Source organism: Endozoicomonas arenosclerae (assembly GCF_001562015.1).
In the GTDB taxonomy this organism is placed as follows: domain Bacteria; phylum Pseudomonadota; class Gammaproteobacteria; order Pseudomonadales; family Endozoicomonadaceae; genus Endozoicomonas_A; species Endozoicomonas_A arenosclerae.
Map to the genome: position 1 here is coordinate 1 of NZ_LASA01000002.1, position 19,776 is coordinate 19,776.

Consider the following 19,776-nt stretch of genomic DNA (forward strand, 5'->3'; position numbering starts at 1 on the left):
TCAATTTGGATTTATAAAAGCCAGGTATCGAGGTTTGAAGAAGAATGACAATAAACTGTCTACTTTATTTGCCCTGGCGAATATTGTTCGACTGGATCAAATGATCCGGGCACAGGGTTAGTCCGCCCTGAAGTCACGAAAGTGGCTAAATATCATACAAATAAGGGGTTGAGACCTCTGATTTCAGTCCTACTTCGAACTCGATTCAAGAAGGGAAGTAAATTAGAGGTTATTCGCAGGTTCCTTAGTGAAGGCGGTATTATTACCGAAATTCTAAACATCACTGTAGTCTCTATTGGAAATGGCGTTTACGAAGTTTCACTTTTGAGTGCTCCTCGTCTAGACCTTCTTTTTATAGCTCAACTGCCTGGGCAAACCGTCAATTTGGAAACCAGCAGCCTTTTACCTGGTAATGCTATGTTTGCGCCAGGAATCGATACAAATATACGTCTAGATGCTGCATCTACAATCTCTAGCAGACTATTACTTGAAGAACTTGACTCCCTGAACGACCTTACTCTTGATGAAGTAAATAGCCTTATCGACAGTATGGACCGGGAACAAATGGACAACCTGGCTAATCTCTCTGACAGCCTGGAGAACTACCTTCTTCAATCGGAAAGAGAATTCAGAAACTTCTTTCTAGAGAAGTTATTCGAAGCTTATAAAGAGCCAGCAACGCTTGATGAAATGAGCAGTACAGCCGGACAATACAGTTTATCAAGCTTTTCCCTGTTTACCGGTGCGGGATTTGATAGAAGTCTTTTCACTTTTGAAAACGCCAATAGTCAGTCTTCTGATATCCAGTTTGAAAGTAATGAACTCAGTATGCTACTAGGAGAAACAGACTCATTTGGTAATTCCATTTATATGAGAGATCGTGGATTGTATGGTGGTCGAAGCCTTTCTGAACGAGCTGCTACCAAGCTTGATGACTTCAGATTAAATTCTGATGGCACTCTAACGCTTTTCATACCTGAAATCAGAGAAGAAAAGAGAGGCTTTAACGATCCTGACGGCCCGGTAAATTCAATAGAAATCTACGTTCCTTCTGTGTTTACTCTATATCCAGTTGTTGCCGAGGCTTATATAGGCATTTTGGGAAGGCCAGAGCTACAATACCCACTGGTAAATGGAAACCTAGATTTTAATAGTTTTTTTGATACTGAAATTGAAAAGTCATTAGTATTCCTGAACAAAGACCCCAGTGCATTTAATGGAAATATCTCTGACAGCTATGGTTTCGTTGAGCTTGGCCTCTCGGCTGACTTTGAAAATACAGACGAGCAAAAGCCTCACCTGATAGTGGCTTCTGCTACAGGATCTCTTAAAATTACAGGCAGCAGTGCTGCTTCAAACACTTCAACGAACTATAACTATGAAGCGACCACAACCGCATCTTTAGCTTCATCATCTTTTGTCAATGTTTCTCTGAGCCTTCCTGACCTTATCGGTAGAACAGTGAATGAGAATGGCTCATTTCTCGTCAATGACAAAGGAAGTGTTCATTTCAGCGAAGATGACACATCCGATAGGATGCAATTCTCCAGCAATGGACAGCTACTTTGGAGAACCTCTACAAAACCAGTTAATGAAGGTGAAGAGGACTCAATCAAAGTTACTTCCATTTCAATTGGCATCAGATCTGATAAAAATGCCTCTCTTGACAGCCTGAATGAGAAGACCTTTCTGGTAAAGGGGTTGAGTTTTAATGCTGATACAAACTCAGCTGAAGGTGATCTGACACGTTCGGATCTTGAGATTGCTGACTTCAGTGCCACCGAAGTCAGTTTTTCTGGTAACAGCCTTATTCTGAAAGGTAGACAGAATTACAATACCATCAATACAGACGACGATGTAATGGAGTTTGGAGTAGAGCCGTTTACTTATAGCATCCCAATAACCATAGAGAATGGAAAAATAACAGGTAGCTTTAAGATCGATAAAAATGGCGAACCATCCACTCTCAGGGTCAATGGCTATGTGGGTACCGATGAAGATAGCACAGCGGGCTCTGATGCTTTAGTTTTCACACTTAGTTCAGCCAGTGACGATGTGGAAACCATCAATAATCAACGTGTTGTTAAGTATGAGATAAACCACTCCATACTAGTGGCTATTCCTAAATAATCCGAAATATCATTTTAACCAATCGGTACCTGACCAGTCTGTATCTGGTCAGGTACCTTAGAAATCAAGCCGCATTAAACTGCAACTCTGCCAGTCGACGATACAAGACTGAAGTTTCCAGCAACTCCTCGTGAGTCCCTGTTGCCATAAGCTGTCCCTGATCCAATACGGCAATACGATCAACATGAGTAATAGTTGCCAGTCGGTGGGCAATGATCAAAGTAGTTCTGTCTTTCATCAGGCGATCAAGAGCTTGCTGTACCAGGAATTCACTTTGAGCATCCAATGCGCTGGTTGCTTCATCCAATAACAGTATTTCCGGGTCACGCAGTATTGCTCTGGCAATCGCCAGCCTTTGCTGTTGGCCCCCTGAAAGTTTTACACCCCTTTCTCCCAGATGACTGCTGTAGCCTTGTGGCAGTTGCTGAATAAACTCATCGGCGTGGGCTGCTTCTGCCGCTGCGATCACTTCTTCATCAGTTGCCTCAGGATTACCATATCTCAGGTTTTCCCAGACATTGGCTGAGAACAGCACCGGGTGCTGAGGCACCAGGGCAAAATGGCTACGAAGGCGAGCCGGTTTCATCTTCTGGATGGGCACACCATCCAGTAATACTTCACCAGCAACAGGGTCTCGGAAACGCAGTAATAATTCGAACAATGTGGACTTTCCAGCCCCCGACGGGCCCACTAAAGCGACACGTTCACCCGGCTTTATATTCAAGGAAAAAGCTTTAAGCGCGGGCTCATCCAGTCTGGATGGGTAGGCGTAGGTCACCTGATTCAGCTGTAAACTACCACCAACACTTTCAGGTGCTACAGGAGTTTTTGGCTCAGTGATCTCAGACTTCCAGGCCATCAGCTCACGAATTCTATCTACTGCTCCGGCAGCTCTCTGTAGTTCTCCATATACTTCTGTTACTGCAGCCAGAGAACCGGCCACCATAATGGCATAGAAGACAAAGGCTGCCAGTTCACCACCACTCAGATGCCCTTCGACGACATCACGGCCACCTACGTAAAGCATGCCGCCCACGGCACTGAGCACCAATAGCATGACAAGACAAATCAGCAATGAGCGCTTTTTAATTCTTTTGATGGCAACATCAAAAGCCGTTTCTGCAGCTCCATTAAACCTTTTGACCACCAGGTCTTCCCGGTTAAAGGCCTGAACCACTTTGAGATTCTGCAGGCTTTCTCCTACCCAGGCCCCGGCGTTTGCTACTTTCTCCTGACTTTCACTGGAAAGCTTGCGAATCCGTCGGCCAATATAGATCAGGGGAAAAATAATCAGGGGAACTGCCACCAGCACCATCAGAGAAAGTTTGAGGTTGCTGAATAGCATCAGGGCTAGACCGCCCAGAAAAATCAGGGAATTTCGAAGGGCAAAGGAGATTTCTGAACCAATAACAGACTGCAAAAGTGTAGTGTCTGTGGTCACACGGCTCTGAATTTCACCGGAATGGTTATCATCGAAAAAACCAGGATGGAGTTTGATCAGGCGAAGGTAAAGATCCTTTCGAATGTCGGCTACTACCCGTTCACCCAGCCACGACACCAGATAAAAGCGACAGTAAGCACCTAAAGACATGGCAATGACCATCACCAGAAAAACCTGAAGAGACCGCCAGAGCCCATCAATGGAGCCTTCGACGAACCCCTGGTCAATCATCAGCTTCAGGCCTTGACCCAGGCTTAAAGTCATTCCCGCGGTAAATACCAGTGCCACAAGAGCTGCGATCAGCCTGAGTCGGTAAGGACGAATGTAGTGCCAGAGCCAAGTGAGCATTGCTGCATCCCTGTCTTTTATAAAAATTTCACGATCGTTGCCATCACCAGGAGCAACAACAGATCGCAAATAGGCTAAAGGCAGGAGAATTTATAAGCAATGGAAATAAATGACTGTATTTTTAATTCTTTGTATAGATATGTCCCTCGTTGATCCGTATTTGATGCAACGAGGGAAGGGCGTGATTACCTATAAAAGAGGGTCACGCAAAAGCTGAAACACTGAAGTAGACAACAAAGATACTGATAATGTTGAGAACCATACCGGCTTTCAGCATCTGACCCTGCTTAACTTCACCGGTACCGTATGCCAGTGCATTGGGCGGTGTTGCTACTGGCAACATAAAGGCACAAGTTGCAGCCACACCTACACCAAACACCAGTGAGTAGGTAATGGCTGGATTAAACTGGTCAGCCAGGGCAATCATTACCGGGATCAGAATGGCTGCAGATCCGGTATTGGATGCCATTTCAGTCAGGAAGATCATGAAAGCGATACAGGCCAGTATCAGCAGCCAGCTGGGGGCCTCACTCAGAGAAGTCATGATGTTTCCAGCTAACCACGCAGAAGTACCAGTGTCCTTAAGAATCATGGACAGACAGATACCGCCTCCGAACAGCAGCAGAATGCCCCAGTCGATTTTCTTTTCCAGCTCTTTCCAGCCAATCAAACCCAGCGCAGGGGCTGCAGCAGTAATGGCCACTGCAATCAGACGATCGAAGCCTTTAACTCCGAGGAACTGGCCAATAGGCTTGGCAAAAATCCAGCACACAACAGTGAACAGGAACAGAGCTATGGCTCCTTTCGCCTGAGGGCTCCAGTTCATTTCAAAACCGCTACCACGGCTCTGATTTACCTTGGCATCTTTTTCCGGACGGATAATCAGCCACATAGAGAAAAGAACCGCAGGGAACAGCATCAGAGTGCTGGGCAGACCGACCTTCATCCAAGTCAGAAAATCCAGGTCCAGAGCTTCAGCAGCAATACCATTGGGTGGAGAACCCACAACGGTTGCCAGACCTCCGATATTGGCGGCATAGGCAGTACCCAAAACAACAAAGGTACGCATTCTTGGGTACTGTTTGTCGATCAAGCCAATGGCGATTGGCAGCATCATGGCTGTGGTAGAAGTGTTACTCATCCACATGGAGAGGAAAGAAACCACAGTGAAGAACAGGATGACAGAAACCCATAGACGACCACCGGCCAGATAGGTCACTCGCTCGGCCAGCCAACGGTCAATGCCATAATTGTTCAGCAAGGCTGCCAGGGTAAAACCACCCATGAACAGGAAAATAATGGTCGAAGAAAAGTTCGACATACCCTTGGCAAAATCAAGCACCTGAATCAGGGCAGCAATAACCGGAACCAACAAGGCAGAGATGGGCAGAGGAACAATTTCCGTCATCCACAAACCGGCAAAAAACAGCAGCATGAACAAACCCAGCTGGGTGTCCGGCTGATCAACGAGTCCCTGACCAAGGAAGTAACTGACTACAGCCCAAACACCAATAATGGCGAGCTTCAGAGGAAGAGATAGAGTATTAATCGCAATGGTCCTTCTTCACATTAATCGTTTTAGTTTTTGATGGCGGCAAGATTATCCTCTTAGCCGCCAGATTTTGTTGATTAATGTCACTTAAAAGCAAAGTTTGTTAACTATTGTTTTTGCTTTTCAGCTGCGGCCATGAGGTTCCATAAAGTCAATTTGAGGGCCCATAGGCACAATGCGTGTGGGATTAATGCTCTCATGGCTGGCATAGTAGTGTTGCTTGATCTGCTGCAAGTTCACTGTTTCAGCCACCCCGGAAAACTGAAACAGCTCACGGGTAAAGCCCCAGAGGTTTGGATATTCAGTCAGCTTTTTCAGGTTGCATTTAAAGTGGCCATGATAGACGGCATCAAAACGAACCAATGTCGTAAATAATCGCCAGTCAACCTCTGTCAGTCGATCACCACACAAATATCTTTGCTTTGACAGCTTTGTTTCTAACCGCTCAAGAGTGCTGAACAAGGCTCCAAAGGCTTCTTCATAAGCACTTTGCTCCGTGGCAAAGCCGCTTTTATACACCCCATTGTTTAATGTGTGATAAATCAGATCATTGATCTCATCAATCTCTGCTCTGAGCTCTTGAGGGTAATAATCATCATGGTTACCTGTCAGTTCATTGAACTCGGAGTTAAACATCCGGATGATTTCTGATGATTCATTACTGACGATGCTTTCTGTCTTTTTATCCCACAGTACGGGCACTGTTACCCTGCCGGTATAGTCTGGAGTATCACGGGTGTAGATTTCATGCATAAAGGCTGACTGAAAAAGAGAGTCACCAGTGGAACCTGTGTTCTGATCAAAACTCCACCCCTGCTCCAGCATATCTGGGCTGACGACAGAAACAGAGATCAGAGACTCCAGCTGCTTAAGCTTTCGGAAAATCAGAGTGCGGTGAGCCCAGGGGCAGGCCAGAGAGACATAAAGATGATAGCGACCCGGTTCCGCCTTGAACCCTGACGAGCCATCCTGAGTGATCCAGTGGCGAAATCCTGCGTCCTGCCTGACAAACCTTCCTTCTGTTTTGCTTGTGTCATACCACTGATCCTGCCACTGACCGTTTACCAGCAAGCCCATAACTCCACCTCCATTATTCACAATACCTTCAGTCTATTGGCTGAAATGACCAGTGATAAGTGAGTAATTCAGGGCAAATCTATCGATGATTTCGATTCTTGGAGCCTGACCGGGAATCAATGATGTCAATAAAAAAGCTTGAGAGAGTAAATTGTTATGTTATAACATTTACAAAAATAACAAAGACCAACTAAGTTTAGATCACCATCCCCGGTGGTCCTTTAACACACACTAAGGAGCTTTCTGTGCCTGGAGTTAACTCGCCTGCTTTTTCTACTGACTTCAATTCCCTGCCTTCCAACTCAAACACCAGCAGGAAATCGACTCGCAAAAGATGGTCATACAGCCGTATAGCAACAGCTTTGGCTCTGGTGGCAGCGTCCACTGCGGTTCAAGCTGAAGAATTCAAACCCAACTTCAGCCTGATCCTTGATGGTCACTACAAATCAGCCAACAGCGCGCTGAGCGAATACGAAAAAGGTTTTGGTCTGGGCCATGTTGAACTGGGTGTCAGCGCTGCTATTGATGACCTTTTCTATGGCAAGTTCACTGGCGTAGTGCATGAACACGACAATAAAACCGAGTTCGAAACCGAAGAAGCCTTTATCCAGACTCTGGCCCTGCCCGGTGGTTTAAGCGTTCGAGCAGGTCGCTTCCTGTCTGATATTGGTTATCTGAATGGTCAGCACACACATTCAGACTCCTTTGTGGAAAGACCTGCCGCATACCGTGCAATGCTTGGCTCTCATTACTATGACGACGGTGTTCGCCTGAGCTATGTCATGCCAACAGACACCTTCTGGACCATTGGTACCGAAGCATTTGGTGGTGACAAAATGCGAGCTCAAGGTGTGGCAGATCCAAAATCCGTTGGAGTCTACACAGCATTCACCAAAATAGGTGGCGACTTTAATGAAGAGAACAGTTGGCAGTTAGGCCTGAGCTATCTGAGAAATGACAATGGTGCCAGCGCCACACATCATGAAGAGCATGATGACCATGGCCATGAAGAGCACGGACACGAAGAAGAAAGCGGTCATAACCACTCCCATGATGCCAAGTTCACAGGCAAGAACACATACATCGCCGACGCTGTCTGGAAGTGGGCACCTGATGGTAACTACAAATATCAGAACCTGACCCTGACCGGTGAATACCTGCAAACAACGGATATCAGTGACACCATCAAGGGCAATGAGAAAAACGAAGGCTTCTATCTGAGCAGCGTTTTCCAGATGACGCCTCAGTGGGCAGTGGGTGCACGTTACGGTGAATTCAAGGGATACGAAGCTCATGGCGACCACTTCCATGAGCAAAAGCTGAAAGAAAGTGAGTTCATGGTGTCCTGGAGCCACTCTCATTTCTCTACAGTAAGACTGCAGTACACACGTCAGACGGGCGATGGCTTTGAAAACATCAAGAATGACATTGTAACCCTGCAGTATGTCATGTCACTGGGAGCTCACGATGCGCATACTTTCTAAGCTGTTTTTAGTATCGAGTCTTGCTCTGCCGGTATCTGGTCAGGCAGCCCTGACTGTGTTTGCCTGTGAACCTGAATGGGCTGCTTTATCGGAAGAAATTGCCCCCGGAGCTACCGTCTATTCGGCCACTACAGCCAAACAGGACCCTCATCATATTCAGGCCAGACCCGGCCTGATTTCCAAGATGAGAAAGGCTGACATAGTCGTTTGTTCAGGAGCAGAACTGGAAGTCGGATGGCTACCGGCTCTGCAAATGAAATCAGCAAACCCAAAGGTTCAATCCAGAAAGCAAGGGTTATTCTTTGCTGCTGATCAGGTTGACACCATTGGCAAGCTGGAAAAGGTCGATCCGACCATGGGGGATGTCCATCCGGAAGGAAACCCTCATCTACACCTTGATCCTTATCGCATGGAAAAAATCGCCCAGTCACTGGCAGAGCGAATGGCTGCGCTGGACCCTGCGAATAAGGATGAATACCTGGCCAATGCTAAAAAGTTCTCCGAAAACTGGGAACACCATATCAAACGCTGGGAAAAAGAAGCCGCACCATTGAAAGGCAAAAATCTGGTCACCTACCACAGCAACTTTGATTATTTTCTGCAATGGTTAGGCGTTAATGTAGTGGGCGACCTGGAACCCAAACCGGGTCTGCCCCCTTCAAGCCAGCATTTAGCCTCTTTGTTGTCCATGTCTAAAAAGACACACATTGATGCGATCGTTTATGCATCGTATCAGGACAAAAAAGGTGCTGACTGGCTGAGCCAGAAAGCAGGTGTTCCTGCCATGGAGCTGCCCATGTCAGTAGGTGGAAGTGAGCAGAGCAAGAATCTGATCAGCCTCTATGATGATCTGATTAAAAAGCTTCTGAAGGTGACTTCTTCTTCATGATGGAATGGGAAATTCTTTCAATACTGATGCCTGCCCTTGTGGCAGGCATCATCGTATTCAGTACTCATCTGATTCTGGGCAGACAGGTTCTGCAACGCGGGATTGTTTTCATGGATCTGGCCATTGCCCAGATCGCAGCCATGGGGGCAATTGTTGCTCATATTCTGACGACGATGCATGGCCACGGCCACAGTCATGACGCTCACAATGGCTCAGAGGTTCTGGGTATTCTCATGCCCTTCCTCTTTTCCATTGCTGGCGCGGGTTTGATTGCCCTGCTGGCACGTTATGCAGAAAAAGAACTGGAAGCGATCATTGGCTGTATCTACGTAGTCTCTGCTGCATCCATCACCTTGCTGTTGGCCAGTGACCCTCATGGGGCTGAGCAGATCTCAAGGGCTTTGAACGGTCATATCCTCTGGCTTAGCTGGAAAGATATGCTGATTCCTGGATTGTTGAGTATTGCGTTTCTTTTAGGCGTATTTTTCAAGCCAGAGATTTTGACAGGTCGACTCTTCTACCCTGCTTTTGCTCTGATGGTGACACTCAGTGTCAAAATGGTGGGTGTCTATCTGGTATTCAGTGCCTTGATTATGCCAGCTCTGGCCATCAATCAACGTTCAGGAAAGAAAGCCCTTGGTCTGGGTTATCTGGCAGGACTGGCTGGACTGGTAATCGGACTTTTGCTGTCGAGTCTTTATGACTTGCCGGGAGGGGCGACGATTGTCGTTAGCTTGGCCATTACTTGTCTGGCGTTCAGACTTTTCCGAAGATAAATCGTCAGATTGCTGGGTTACAAGCCCAGCAATCTTGTTACTGTGAAGAAGTAAATCAGCATTCCGGTGATATCCACCACGGAAGCCAGAACCGGGCTGACAAGTACCGCAGGATCAAGCCTGAAACCTCTGGCCACCAGCGGTAAAAGTCCACCCAAAGAGGTAGAAATAACAACCTGTACAGAGATAGCCAGACCTATAGCCAGACCAACACTGTAAATATCCATGCCATTTGGCAGCGGGATACCTCCACTGAACAAGACCACACGCCCTACGATCACCAGAGCCAAAACACCAGCAATCAGCAACGAAATCCTGAATTCTTTCCAGAGCACTTTTGCCCAGTCTGTCAGAGTAATATCACCGGTAGCTAAAGCCCTGACCACCAGAGTGGCGGCCTGGGAACCGGTATTACCACCAGCCGCCGCCACAACAGGCATATAAACCGCCAGAAGAACCAGAGCGCCAATAGCGTCTTCGTATTTGGAAATAATGAGCCCGGATACAATACCCATCAGAGCCAGGCCAACAATCCAGCCCACTCTTTCCCGAACATGGGACAAAACACTGTTATCAAGATAGTCTCCGGCTGGCTCAGCTTCACTGCTGATCAAGCCCAGGGCCATACTGATTTGCCTTGCCCTGACTTCATGACCGGTTTCTTCCAGTTGCTCAAGGAGTTCATTCACTTCCCGAAACGGTGTTTCCGACAAAACGTCAGTTGCCTGATTCAGTGTCAGGCCCACAATAAGTTCGGTTTTTTCTTTTAACGACAATCGGCGCATAAAAGCCAGCACCTGATGCAGATCAAATTCTGTTTCACTTGCTACTGACTGTTCGAAAACAGCCATATCTACTGCTGCCATAGCGATCCTCCCGGATGGGCAAATAGATAGATACCCCCTGAAAACCAGTCAACTGCAGAGTAAGAGCCTTGTGGAAAAGTTTTAATGCCCACTCAAAGCTCATTGCAAAACCTCGGAAACAAAACGGTGAGGCCGTCTGGCTTTTATCTGACAGAGTGAGTAAGAAGTGAAAATGACGAGTGTAATGAACGCCAGAGCTCTGATGGCTCCGACAAGAGTGCAGGATACCTTTTTAGTAGCTCAATTCACTCCTTACTTTCGTACTCGGAGGTTGATCGGTATCCATAAGTGCAATCCTGATAACTTTAACGGGAAAACAGCCAAAACCAAGCAATTGATAGAGGGTGTATGGCTGATGGCGGAGGATCATACTCCTGAAGAAAAAGACTGGCAAGATCGTACTACCACCATGATCAAGCCAGTCAGTTTCTGTTCAGGTTAAGCCATTTTTGGGCGGGGCTTCAGATAAAATACGATATATCGAATCGCAACATAGGTCACAATAGCCGTGGCCACCCAGAGCTCAATGCGACCCAGCTGATGGATGAGGTCAGCCAAGACACCGTCTAACTTACCTTCCAGCTTGAGCAGGGCAGTCGCACCAATCACCATAGGGAAGGTGAAAGCGGCATAGCCAGGAGAAAATGGCAGTCTCAGGAGTTTAATAAAAGCCATATACACCATGGCAGTCATGAAGATAGCCAAAGGCGCCAGAATACTGATCAGAATCAGGTTAGGGTTATCGCTGATAGTCAGATAGCCCGCCAGAGAAAGACTGGCTGGAGCACCCATGATCGCAAACGTAGGCAGTGCGGCATCAGGAATAGTGCTTTTGAAGATCAGGCGATACAGCATGATAGGCAGCTTTACGAAGTAGCAAAGCAGACCAAAAATAAACAGGACATTGACCAGAGACTCAAAACCCATGCCCGGGCTGGTAACAGCAGCAACAATGATGCCTACCGGAGGTACAAACCAGCTAGGTACCATGTGCTCAATATCAAAATCTTTGACCCTGTGAGTTACAAATCCCACCAGCAAGACCAGATGGGTCACTACTGCTGCTACCCAGAGCGCACGAGCTGCAAACTCAGAGATAGGCATAAGAGCTGAAGCAATCACCATAATAGCCATGGCACAGGTTGGCATAACACTGCTGACCACAGGATGTGACAGGTCTTCACGGATCAAATGCGGATGCAGAATAAACTTCAGCAGTACTTTTAAAACCAGAATAGCGGCAATGATCGCTGCCGTTAGCTTCAGCCCCTGAGACTGATCAGGCATGATCAGTGACCAGGCACCTCCAAGACTGGCAATGCCCAGAGCAAGGCCTCCGAGAGGGGTGGGAACGCGGCTTAGTCTTGAAACCAAGCCAGTTGTGCGACCAGGATTTTCTGTCTTATTCATCTTGCTTATTACCGAGAGTGTCTTTCATTCGCTCATGGCTGCCTGAGCAATATTTAAATGGGGTATGAAATAAAATAGCGTGTTTACAGAATAATAAAATTCAAACTTTTACATGACATAGATCAATAAAACTTATACTCGAGAGAACTCTATGGTCTCCGCTGAAAACACTTCTGGATAGAAAAATAAGAGGATTGAACAAAGACAGATAATGAAAATCATTCACAGTACAACCATTCATTAAAAACGCTGTGAAGTCAGGTTTAAAAGCAGCTTCTATAGTAAAATGCTCGGCTCAATTGGAAAAACCAGCCAGCATTTATGTCGCCAGATAGCTCTTCAGATAGCAAGCAAGAAGCCTTTAGCCAGCAAGTACTCAACTGGTTTGACGTACATGGCCGTAAAAACCTGCCATGGCAGAAAAACATAAACCCTTACCGGGTCTGGATCAGTGAAGTCATGCTGCAGCAGACTCAAGTCGCGACAGTCATTCCCTACTTCGAAAACTTTATGGCACGTTTTCCTGCCGTTGCTGATCTGGCCGCTGCCGACATTGATGATGTGCTTCACCTATGGAGCGGTCTGGGATATTACAGCAGAGCCAGAAACCTGCACAAGGCTGCAAAGATGGTCATGGAAACGTTTGCTGGTGAGTTTCCACCCTCTGTCGATGAATTGACCCAGCTACCAGGAATAGGCTTATCTACAGCAGGCGCTATTGCTTCTATCAGTATGGGGATTCGAGCTCCGATTCTTGATGGCAATGTCAAAAGGGTTCTGGCACGGTACCGTGCTATATCCGGCTGGCCCGGACAGTCTGCCGTAGCCAAACAACTTTGGAGCATTGCCGAAGAGCTCACTCCTGATCATCGAACAGCAAACTATACACAGGCAATGATGGACTTAGGTGCCATGATCTGTACACGGACCAAGCCTTCCTGTTTGATTTGCCCGTTGCAGCAAGACTGTCTGGCTCATGCTGCAGGTAAAGAGACCCGATATCCAGAGCCCAAGCCTAAAAAAGAAAAGCCGGAACGATCCGTCAGAATGTTGATGGTCATCAATGAGTTTGGAGAGGTGCTTCTGGAAAAAAGACCACCGTCAGGTATTTGGGGCGGACTCTGGGGTTTTCCGGAAATTCATATGGATGAAGATCTCACTGAAGCCGCAGAGATAAAAACCGGTCTTAGTCTTGATGAATTTGAGTCATGGCAGTCTTTCCGTCATACCTTCAGCCACTATCATCTGGATATTACCCCAGTAAAAACATTTGCGATGAATACATCTGCCGTAGCCGATGGTGATCGCTGGCACTGGTTTCAACCTGATCAGCCCTCAGAGTTGGGACTGGCTGCACCGGTGAGTAAATTACTGGATAAGATCAAACGTAGTTTGTAAGGCTGAATTTAACGGTGGGACTGTTTCAATAACCATATCGGAAGATAGGAAACAAGATCACTTTATACAAACAGTTTCCTTAATACTTCGACGTCTTCTTCGGAGTGAGGGCGAGCCAGGAATTTGTGCTCCAGAGCATCTTCCAGGCTCATCCGAAGCTCAGGATCCGGGTGTAACAGGGCATTCACGAATCTGACATAGTCGGTTTCAACAGCAGCATTATAATATCCGGGCAAGTTTGCCACATAACGCCATGTGAGATCACAGACAGACACCAGAGAATCAATCCCATAATGATCTATCAGAATTCGATTAACTTTGTCATAGTGCTCCTGATTCAGACGACTCTCTTCTGATACAGGTACGATCGCCTTCCAGCCACCTTCACGATCATACTTTTCATAAGCTTTCATAGGGCTGTAAAGCCTGTAGCCCAGCAGTGCTCGTTCATTTCGCCCTAAATCGCCAATGATAGCCCCAGCAGTGAAGTACTCAAGACCATCTTGAGTGGATTCTCCAATAGAATATGTCATTTGCCCAATACTATAGCTGTTCATCAATTTGGTGGCGGTAACGGTCCCCCCCGGATTCCTGAAGGACTCCAATGCCTGCGGCGACATATAAAGCTCGTGCCCTGGCATGACATCCTTTCCTGCCTCACCAGAACAGCCAAAATCAATAACCTTCACCCTCAAGTCATTTTTATCCAGCATAAAGTTATCCGGCTTTACATCAGCATGGACGATTCCATACTTTTCCAGATGCACTAATCCTTGAATCGCCTCCCTAATCAGATACCTTGATGCTCCCCAGTAGTCGCTATAGTTGATTTCGCCTTTCTGATACAAGGTTCTCAACTGTTTAAAAATATCATCAAGGGATTTTCCTTCTACCAGCTCCATGATCAAACCTTCCGAGGAGCCAATTTTGTGGACCCCATAGAGAGTAAGAACATTTTCACTAAGAGGCATTTCTGCCAATAATTCAGCTTCGTGCTTGAGACTATCCACTCTTTTCTCATTTTCAGGCAGCTTAATCGCCAGCCCAGGATTAGGACAGCTTTCATCAAGGCTTTCCAACCTGCAGACACTACCAAAGGCACCCCGGCCAAGCTGTTTTCCAATAGACATTTGTTCCAGAGGGATCGGTAGATCTTCCTCATTCATACTCATGGTTCTTTGCAGTAGAACTTTCTTGAAAGGTTCTGTCGGTGAAAGAGACTCATCCGAAGGAGTGGTTGTTGACGAAGATGTGTGTGAACCAGAGCCAGAACTCGAGCCCGAGCCCGAGCCCGAGTTATAGGCAGAATCACTCAGGTCACTATCCGACAAACTGCTATCAGAAGGTGATGATAAAGGTGAGCGAACCGGGGAAGAATCAGGTGATGACACGGGCGATGAAACAGAACGAGGGGATGAAGAACCTGAACCTGACTGATAATCAGAGTCATCAGAGACTTTGAGCTCTCGCTCACTGTCTGGAGATGAGAGATCAGTCACGTCACGCTGGTCAAACCTGCCTTTTTTAGACTTGCTGGGCGAAGCCTCCACATTTTCATCTTTGTTAACAGATACCTGGTGTCGCAATGCACTGGCACCCTTTCGATCCATAGAGTCCATTCAGTATCTTCCCACCAAAACATTGATATATTTCTTTTCAATTAAGCATAGCTTCTTAACTAAAAAGCTGAATATAGAGCGGATCAGCAGCGATTAGTGGTAGATAACAGAGACTTTCTGAGCATCAAAACTGGTCAGGTCTGAAAATTTAACCTGTAATGGCTTAACCCTGAGCTCTCTACGATGGAGTACAATCGTAATGCGCCTCTCTGCCACTCTCTTGTCCTGTCTATTAATCCTGCTGCCAGACAGCCTTATGGCCAGCTGGTCTATATCCAGCTATGAGAAAGACGGGTTCATACTCCCGTATCAGCTTTACTCTCCTTCTCTGGCTGAAGATGAGAAAGCCCCGCTAGTCATCTATCTTCACGATGCAGTAGAAGCTGGCACAGACAATAGAAAACAGCTCTATACCGGACAGAACATTGGCCCGGACTACTTTACGAGCCAAAGAATTCAATCCATGCAAAAGGCCTATGTGCTGGCACCACAGACTCCAAGAGATTCATACTGGGTCAAAGTCCCGGCCGGTGAGTTCAACTATCAGGAAGTGCCATCCTCCATTGCTCTGTCAGCGTTGCTTAAGCTCATCGATAAGCTCGCCGAACGTTCAGAAGTCGATCCGAAACGTATTTATCTGGTAGGTCATGCCCAGGGAGGAACAGGAGTCTGGTTTGCGGCTTTAAGCATGCCCGAATTGTTTGCTGCAGTAGCACCTTTAGCGGGAGCGAGCAGCCCGGATGCTGGTAAGCGGCTGACCCAAACCCCCATCTGGGCTTTTCATGGTGACTCTGACAAGGTCACACCGGTTCTCTTCACCCGCAATATGGTTGATGCCATCATCAGAGCAGGTGGAACCTCAGCCCTGCTGCGCTACACGGAAATTGAAGGGGGCAATCATGATTCAGCCTGGCGCGAAGCATTCAAGGGCGATCAACTATGGCAGTGGCTCTTGAAGCATAAAAATTAAAGGTGACCAGGCCTGTAATCTTTCACGGGCCGTTCAACTATTTTTCGCCAGCCCTTAGAGATGAAAATACTTTCGAGTTAAACTGGCCGAAGTTAATGATAAGAATGCAAAATCCAACATGATCGGCACATTTAAAGAATATCTCACAGGGGTTCTGACTCTTTCTCTTCTGATGCTCAACACCCTGTTGCTCAGCCTGCCCCTACTCTGTTTTTCTCTTTTGAAACTGGTTATCCCTTTAAAAGGCTTTCGTCGTTTTATGGGTAAGATGGCTAATGCTACCGCAGAATTGTGGATCACCATCAACTCGTTATGGATGAAACTGCTGGGCTTAAAACTCAATGTTAAAGGTCTGAATGGCCTGAACCCGAAGGGTTATTATCTGGTTACTGCCAACCACCAGAGCTGGGCTGATATCCTGCTGATGCAGCACTTACTGAACAGAAAAATTCCTCTGATGAAATTCTTTCTCAAGCAGGAGCTGATCTACGTTCCAGTGATCGGGCTTTGTTGGTGGGCTCTGGATTTTCCCTTTATGAAGCGTTACAGCAAAGCTTATCTTGAAAAGCACCCTGAAAAGCGTGGTAAAGATCTGGAAAGCACTCTGCAAGCCTGCGAAAAATTCAAAACAATGCCGGTATCAATCGTCAATTATCTTGAAGGCACCCGGTTTACCGAAACAAAACACAAGAAACAGCAGTCTCCGTTCAAACACTTGCTGAAGCCCCGCGCTGGCGGCATCAGTTATGTGATAGGAGCCCTGGGAGAGCAAGTAAGAACCCTTCTGAATATCACCATTGTTTATCATCAAAAAGACCAGCTGGGCTTCTGGGACTTCCTGTGTGGCCGCATTAACAATGTCAGCATCCACTTTGATCAGCAAACAATCCCCGAATCCTTTACAGGTCGTAACTACCAGCAGGACGCTGACTTTCGCAACGACTTTCAGGCATGGGTCAATAGTCTCTGGAAAGAGAAAGATCAGTTAATGCAGCAACTGAGCCATCACCAGGGAAGAGTTGTTACGTCGACTGTCGTTGAAGCTGCCCCAAAATCTCAGAGCGAAGTCGTATAACCAGTTCCTCATTCTAACTTCGAAGCCAGAAAGTCATTTCCGGCTTCGATTTCTCGCTTCTTCATACCTGAACCTGAAATCTGAACTATTTTATCCCTGACAAACTCCTACTCTCTTCGTAACGCCAATCACTGAAAACTCCTCCAAAGTTATAGCGAGGTTATAATCATGTTTTCTCCAGCTTCGTTGAGCCGTTCTTTCCTCTTTCTGGTTCTGATACTTGCCAATAGTCTTCTTGTTGCTGACCCACCCGGGAATTACAAACACACATGCAAAGACAGTAAATACGACACGAACAATACTCTGATAACAGCAGAATGTGACTGCCAGATGGGAGACTGTGACCCAGATTTTGGCGGTGACTGGCACCGAACCAATCATTTCTATGTGGCCACATGTTCACACTCAATCAACAACCTTTATGTTGGCAACCCTGACAAGAATGTTTGTATGGGGACGCCAGGAAACCACTGCTACTCCGGATATCTGGTTTGCGACCATAAGGACTGGAAAATATTTCATCCCGGAGAGTGCTCAGATGAAGACTGTGAAGAGCCTGAATGCAGAATCAGTAATTATGAGCCTGATGGCCAGATCATGCACACCAGCTGCCGTTTCCAAGCCCCCTGGGGAGATAGGATGGAACAGACTCGCCAACGAACTCTTTCTGACTGCAAAGGCGAAATGAAGGATGTTTACGGTGAAATTTCCTGTTCCGGAGACCGGCCTCTTTACCAGGCGGGCAGTACCGAAATTCAGGAACAGGAGACAGCCGTAGTGGTATGCAAGGATCACTCAATCTGCGTACTCAGCCAGAAAGGCTCCATGTATTGTTCAGGCACATCCATCTGTGCGCACGGCAAAGACGTTGCCTGTCACACAAAGGATCAGGCTGTCTGTAAAGCTCTGGGTGAGGTCACCGGCCCCTTTTACTCTGCCCAGAAGAAAGATGAAATTCTGAACCGGGAAACCGGTATTTTGGTCTGCAGGGGTGATGCAGAATGTCGCTTAAGCGAATCTGGCGAAATGTACTGTGCAGGTAATGCGTTTTGCAACCATGGCAGTAAGGTCACTTGCTATGCCTATGATGATGCCAGCTGCGAATCAGGAAAGGGCAGAACAGAGCTATAAAAAGCTTTCCTGAACAGCTCTCCCATACCAGCCAATTTCCAAGTAAAATACTCGGGTATTGTTGACCGTAAAAATACTGCCACAAGAAGTGGCGGTATTTCCGGCCTCTGGCTGCATGGAACATATCTGAATGAGAATAAGCCTGGATCAGCTCAACTTTAATAATCGCTTTGGCCAGTTGCCTGAAGTCTTCTATACACGCCTTCAGGCCACCCCTTTGGATAATCCAAAGCTGGTAGCCATAAGTCAGAAAGCCGCTGATCTGTTAGATCTTGAACTGAATAATACCTGCAAAGAGCAGTTGACCCAGGTCTGTGGAGGCTCAACAGCTTTAGAGGATTCTGATCCTCTGGCTATGGTTTACTCCGGACATCAGTTTGGCAGCTATAACCCTCAACTGGGCGATGGGCGCGGCTTATTACTGGGAGAAGTCACTAACAGCAAAGGCGAAAGCTGGGATCTTCATTTAAAAGGCGCGGGGACAACCCCCTACTCCCGATTTGGTGATGGCCGAGCCGTTCTTCGCTCCTGTATTCGTGAATACCTGGCCTCTGAAGCCTTATTCAACCTGGGAATTCCAACCACCCGGGCTCTCTGTGTAGTGACCAGCGACACCCCGGTTTACCGGGAAACAGAAGAACGAGGTTCTACCTTATTAAGGCTGGCAAAAACTCACATTCGTTTCGGTCATTTTGAATACTTCTGTTACACCAAACAGCAAGATGCACTAAAAGCTCTGGCAGAGTTCACGATTCAGAATTATTTTTCAGAGCTTTCCGACAAAGACGACAAATATATTTTATTTTTCAAAAGCGTTGTTGAAAGAACAGCCCGGATGATTGCTCTATGGCAGTCTAATGGTTTCGCGCACGGTGTTATGAACACCGATAATATGAGCATTCTTGGGGAGACTTTTGATTACGGTCCCTACGGTTTTCAGGATGACTTTAACTGGCACTACATTTGTAATCATTCCGACCACTCTGGTCGCTATGCGTTCAGCCAGCAACCCGATATAGGCTACTGGAACTGCGGCAGGCTTGCCCAGGCACTGGTGCCTTTGATTGATGATGTTGAGGCATTGCAAAAAGTTCTCGATATCTATCCGCAGCTTTACTCTGACCAGTACCTGTCATTAATGAGTAAAAAGCTGGGGCTTTTGCAGCAGGAACCAGAGGATGCAGACCTGATCAAGGATCTTCTGCAACTGCTCCATGAGCAAAGCGCCGACTACACTCTGTTTTTCAGAGCATTATCAGATTACTCTCCGGATCATGAGTCCTTCGAGCTTATCAGTAAGCCTGAGTCTTTCAGAAACTGGCTGAAAGACTATGACAATCGAATTCGACGTAATCTGGAATCTGATCAACAGCGCCATTCAAGAATGCAGCAGGTGAACCCCAAATACATTCTGCGCAACTATCTGGCACAGAACGCCATAGAAAAAGCAGAAAAAGGGGATTACAGCGAGATCGAACAGCTCATGACTGTGCTGCAATCACCTTACGATGAGCATCCAGAGCTGGGACATTACGCTCAAAAGCCTCCCAAGTGGGGTAAAGAGCTGGAAATCAGCTGCTCGTCCTGACTGATCGTTTCCTATACCATGC

16 protein-coding genes and 1 pseudogene are annotated in these 19,776 nt (G+C 46.9%); 11 read left to right on the forward strand and 6 right to left on the reverse strand.

The genetic code is table 11. From position 1 onward, the window contains the following. Together WG89_RS31890 and WG89_RS00120 are read left to right on the forward strand one after the other, a co-directional pair. Positions 1–121: pseudogene (locus tag WG89_RS31890) on the forward strand (IS5/IS1182 family transposase); the annotation flags it as partial. A gap of 20 nt (positions 122–141) precedes the next feature. After that, positions 142–2,130, forward strand: a complete 1,989-nt coding sequence (locus WG89_RS00120; protein ID WP_062259986.1) for a hypothetical protein — start codon at positions 142–144, stop codon at positions 2,128–2,130. A gap of 64 nt (positions 2,131–2,194) precedes the next feature. Here the strand turns inward: WG89_RS00120 and WG89_RS00125 are convergent, their stop codons facing one another. From WG89_RS00125 to WG89_RS00135, 3 genes are all read right to left on the reverse strand, one after another. Then, positions 2,195–3,919, reverse strand: coding sequence for an ABC transporter transmembrane domain-containing protein (locus WG89_RS00125; protein WP_062259988.1), 1,725 nt, complete (start codon positions 3,917–3,919; stop codon positions 2,195–2,197). Between the two features lie 202 nt (positions 3,920–4,121). Beyond that, positions 4,122–5,354 (reverse strand): SLC13 family permease, encoded by a 1,233-nt coding sequence (locus WG89_RS00130; RefSeq protein ID WP_062259989.1) that lies wholly within the window; start codon positions 5,352–5,354, stop codon positions 4,122–4,124. Between the two features lie 240 nt (positions 5,355–5,594). After that, complete coding sequence (locus WG89_RS00135) at positions 5,595–6,548, reverse strand: glutathione S-transferase family protein (RefSeq protein ID WP_062259991.1); 954 nt, start codon at positions 6,546–6,548, stop codon at positions 5,595–5,597. Between the two features lie 245 nt (positions 6,549–6,793). Between WG89_RS00135 and WG89_RS00140 the strand changes: the two genes are divergently transcribed. From WG89_RS00140 to WG89_RS00150, 3 genes are read left to right on the forward strand one after another with little or no spacing between them, the layout of a single operon-like run. After that, positions 6,794–8,032 (forward strand): hypothetical protein, encoded by a 1,239-nt coding sequence (locus WG89_RS00140; protein ID WP_216638406.1) that lies wholly within the window; start codon positions 6,794–6,796, stop codon positions 8,030–8,032. Next, entirely contained in the window at positions 8,016–8,921 is a 906-nt protein-coding gene (locus tag WG89_RS00145; protein WP_062259993.1) for a metal ABC transporter substrate-binding protein, read from the forward strand. The genes WG89_RS00140 and WG89_RS00145 overlap by 17 nt, the downstream gene beginning before the upstream one ends. Then, positions 8,918–9,697 carry a metal ABC transporter permease gene (locus tag WG89_RS00150; RefSeq protein WP_062259994.1) on the forward strand — a complete coding sequence of 260 codons (780 nt, stop codon included), beginning with the start codon at positions 8,918–8,920 and terminating at the stop codon, positions 9,695–9,697. The genes WG89_RS00145 and WG89_RS00150 overlap by 4 nt, the downstream gene beginning before the upstream one ends. A gap of 17 nt (positions 9,698–9,714) precedes the next feature. Here the strand turns inward: WG89_RS00150 and WG89_RS00155 are convergent, their stop codons facing one another. Beyond that, complete coding sequence (locus WG89_RS00155) at positions 9,715–10,563, reverse strand: magnesium transporter (protein WP_062259995.1); 849 nt, start codon at positions 10,561–10,563, stop codon at positions 9,715–9,717. A gap of 172 nt (positions 10,564–10,735) precedes the next feature. Between WG89_RS00155 and WG89_RS00160 the strand changes: the two genes are divergently transcribed. Continuing rightward, positions 10,736–11,005 carry a hypothetical protein gene (locus WG89_RS00160; RefSeq protein ID WP_153301323.1) on the forward strand — a complete coding sequence of 90 codons (270 nt, stop codon included), beginning with the start codon at positions 10,736–10,738 and terminating at the stop codon, positions 11,003–11,005. Here the strand turns inward: WG89_RS00160 and WG89_RS00165 are convergent. Beyond that, positions 11,002–11,973, reverse strand: coding sequence for a TDT family transporter (locus WG89_RS00165; protein WP_153301324.1), 972 nt, complete (start codon positions 11,971–11,973; stop codon positions 11,002–11,004). The two genes, WG89_RS00160 and WG89_RS00165, sit on opposite strands and share 4 nt — an antisense overlap. Positions 11,974–12,294: 321 nt before the next feature. Here WG89_RS00165 and mutY point away from each other — a divergent pair, with 321 nt between their 5' ends. Continuing rightward, positions 12,295–13,371, forward strand: coding sequence for an A/G-specific adenine glycosylase (gene mutY / locus WG89_RS00170; RefSeq protein ID WP_062259997.1), 1,077 nt, complete (start codon positions 12,295–12,297; stop codon positions 13,369–13,371). 62 nt (positions 13,372–13,433) lie between these two features. Here the strand turns inward: mutY and WG89_RS00175 are convergent, their stop codons facing one another. Beyond that, the gene (locus WG89_RS00175; protein WP_062259998.1) at positions 13,434–14,981 is read right to left on the reverse strand and encodes a protein kinase domain-containing protein; all 1,548 of its coding nucleotides are present in this window, start codon (positions 14,979–14,981) and stop codon (positions 13,434–13,436) included. A gap of 208 nt (positions 14,982–15,189) precedes the next feature. Here WG89_RS00175 and WG89_RS00180 point away from each other — a divergent pair, with 208 nt between their 5' ends. The 4 genes from WG89_RS00180 (at position 15,190) to WG89_RS00195 (ending at position 19,754) form a co-directional block, all read left to right on the forward strand. Next, entirely contained in the window at positions 15,190–15,960 is a 771-nt protein-coding gene (locus WG89_RS00180) for a carboxylesterase family protein (RefSeq protein ID WP_079253579.1), read from the forward strand. 118 nt (positions 15,961–16,078) lie between these two features. Then, positions 16,079–17,035, forward strand: coding sequence for an acyltransferase (locus tag WG89_RS00185; RefSeq protein WP_062260000.1), 957 nt, complete (start codon positions 16,079–16,081; stop codon positions 17,033–17,035). A gap of 168 nt (positions 17,036–17,203) precedes the next feature. Beyond that, entirely contained in the window at positions 17,204–18,166 is a 963-nt protein-coding gene (locus WG89_RS00190; protein ID WP_062260001.1) for a hypothetical protein, read from the forward strand. A 130-nt stretch (positions 18,167–18,296) separates the two neighbouring features. Then, positions 18,297–19,754 (forward strand): protein adenylyltransferase SelO, encoded by a 1,458-nt coding sequence (locus WG89_RS00195; protein ID WP_062260003.1) that lies wholly within the window; start codon positions 18,297–18,299, stop codon positions 19,752–19,754. Positions 19,755–19,776: the final 22 nt, after the last annotated feature.

What these genes read in the sequence shown, in the direction of transcription:
- WG89_RS00185 (WP_062260000.1), top strand. Translation starts at nt 16,079, where the DNA reads ATGATCGGCACATTTAAAGAATATCTCACAGGGGTTCTGACTCTTTCT.
- WG89_RS00165 (WP_153301324.1), bottom strand. Translation starts at nt 11,973, where the DNA reads ATGAATAAGACAGAAAATCCTGGTCGCACAACTGGCTTGGTTTCAAGA.
- WG89_RS00125 (WP_062259988.1), bottom strand. Translation starts at nt 3,919, where the DNA reads ATGCTCACTTGGCTCTGGCACTACATTCGTCCTTACCGACTCAGGCTG.
- WG89_RS00175 (WP_062259998.1), bottom strand. Translation starts at nt 14,981, where the DNA reads ATGGATCGAAAGGGTGCCAGTGCATTGCGACACCAGGTATCTGTTAAC.
- WG89_RS00180 (WP_079253579.1), top strand. Translation starts at nt 15,190, where the DNA reads ATGCGCCTCTCTGCCACTCTCTTGTCCTGTCTATTAATCCTGCTGCCA.
- WG89_RS00135 (WP_062259991.1), bottom strand. Translation starts at nt 6,548, where the DNA reads ATGGGCTTGCTGGTAAACGGTCAGTGGCAGGATCAGTGGTATGACACA.
- WG89_RS00190 (WP_062260001.1), top strand. Translation starts at nt 17,204, where the DNA reads ATGTTTTCTCCAGCTTCGTTGAGCCGTTCTTTCCTCTTTCTGGTTCTG.
- WG89_RS00150 (WP_062259994.1), top strand. Translation starts at nt 8,918, where the DNA reads ATGATGGAATGGGAAATTCTTTCAATACTGATGCCTGCCCTTGTGGCA.
- WG89_RS00145 (WP_062259993.1), top strand. Translation starts at nt 8,016, where the DNA reads ATGCGCATACTTTCTAAGCTGTTTTTAGTATCGAGTCTTGCTCTGCCG.
- WG89_RS00160 (WP_153301323.1), top strand. Translation starts at nt 10,736, where the DNA reads ATGACGAGTGTAATGAACGCCAGAGCTCTGATGGCTCCGACAAGAGTG.
- WG89_RS00130 (WP_062259989.1), bottom strand. Translation starts at nt 5,354, where the DNA reads ATGCTGCTGTTTTTTGCCGGTTTGTGGATGACGGAAATTGTTCCTCTG.
- mutY (WP_062259997.1), top strand. Translation starts at nt 12,295, where the DNA reads ATGTCGCCAGATAGCTCTTCAGATAGCAAGCAAGAAGCCTTTAGCCAG.
- WG89_RS00195 (WP_062260003.1), top strand. Translation starts at nt 18,297, where the DNA reads ATGAGAATAAGCCTGGATCAGCTCAACTTTAATAATCGCTTTGGCCAG.
- WG89_RS00155 (WP_062259995.1), bottom strand. Translation starts at nt 10,563, where the DNA reads ATGGCAGCAGTAGATATGGCTGTTTTCGAACAGTCAGTAGCAAGTGAA.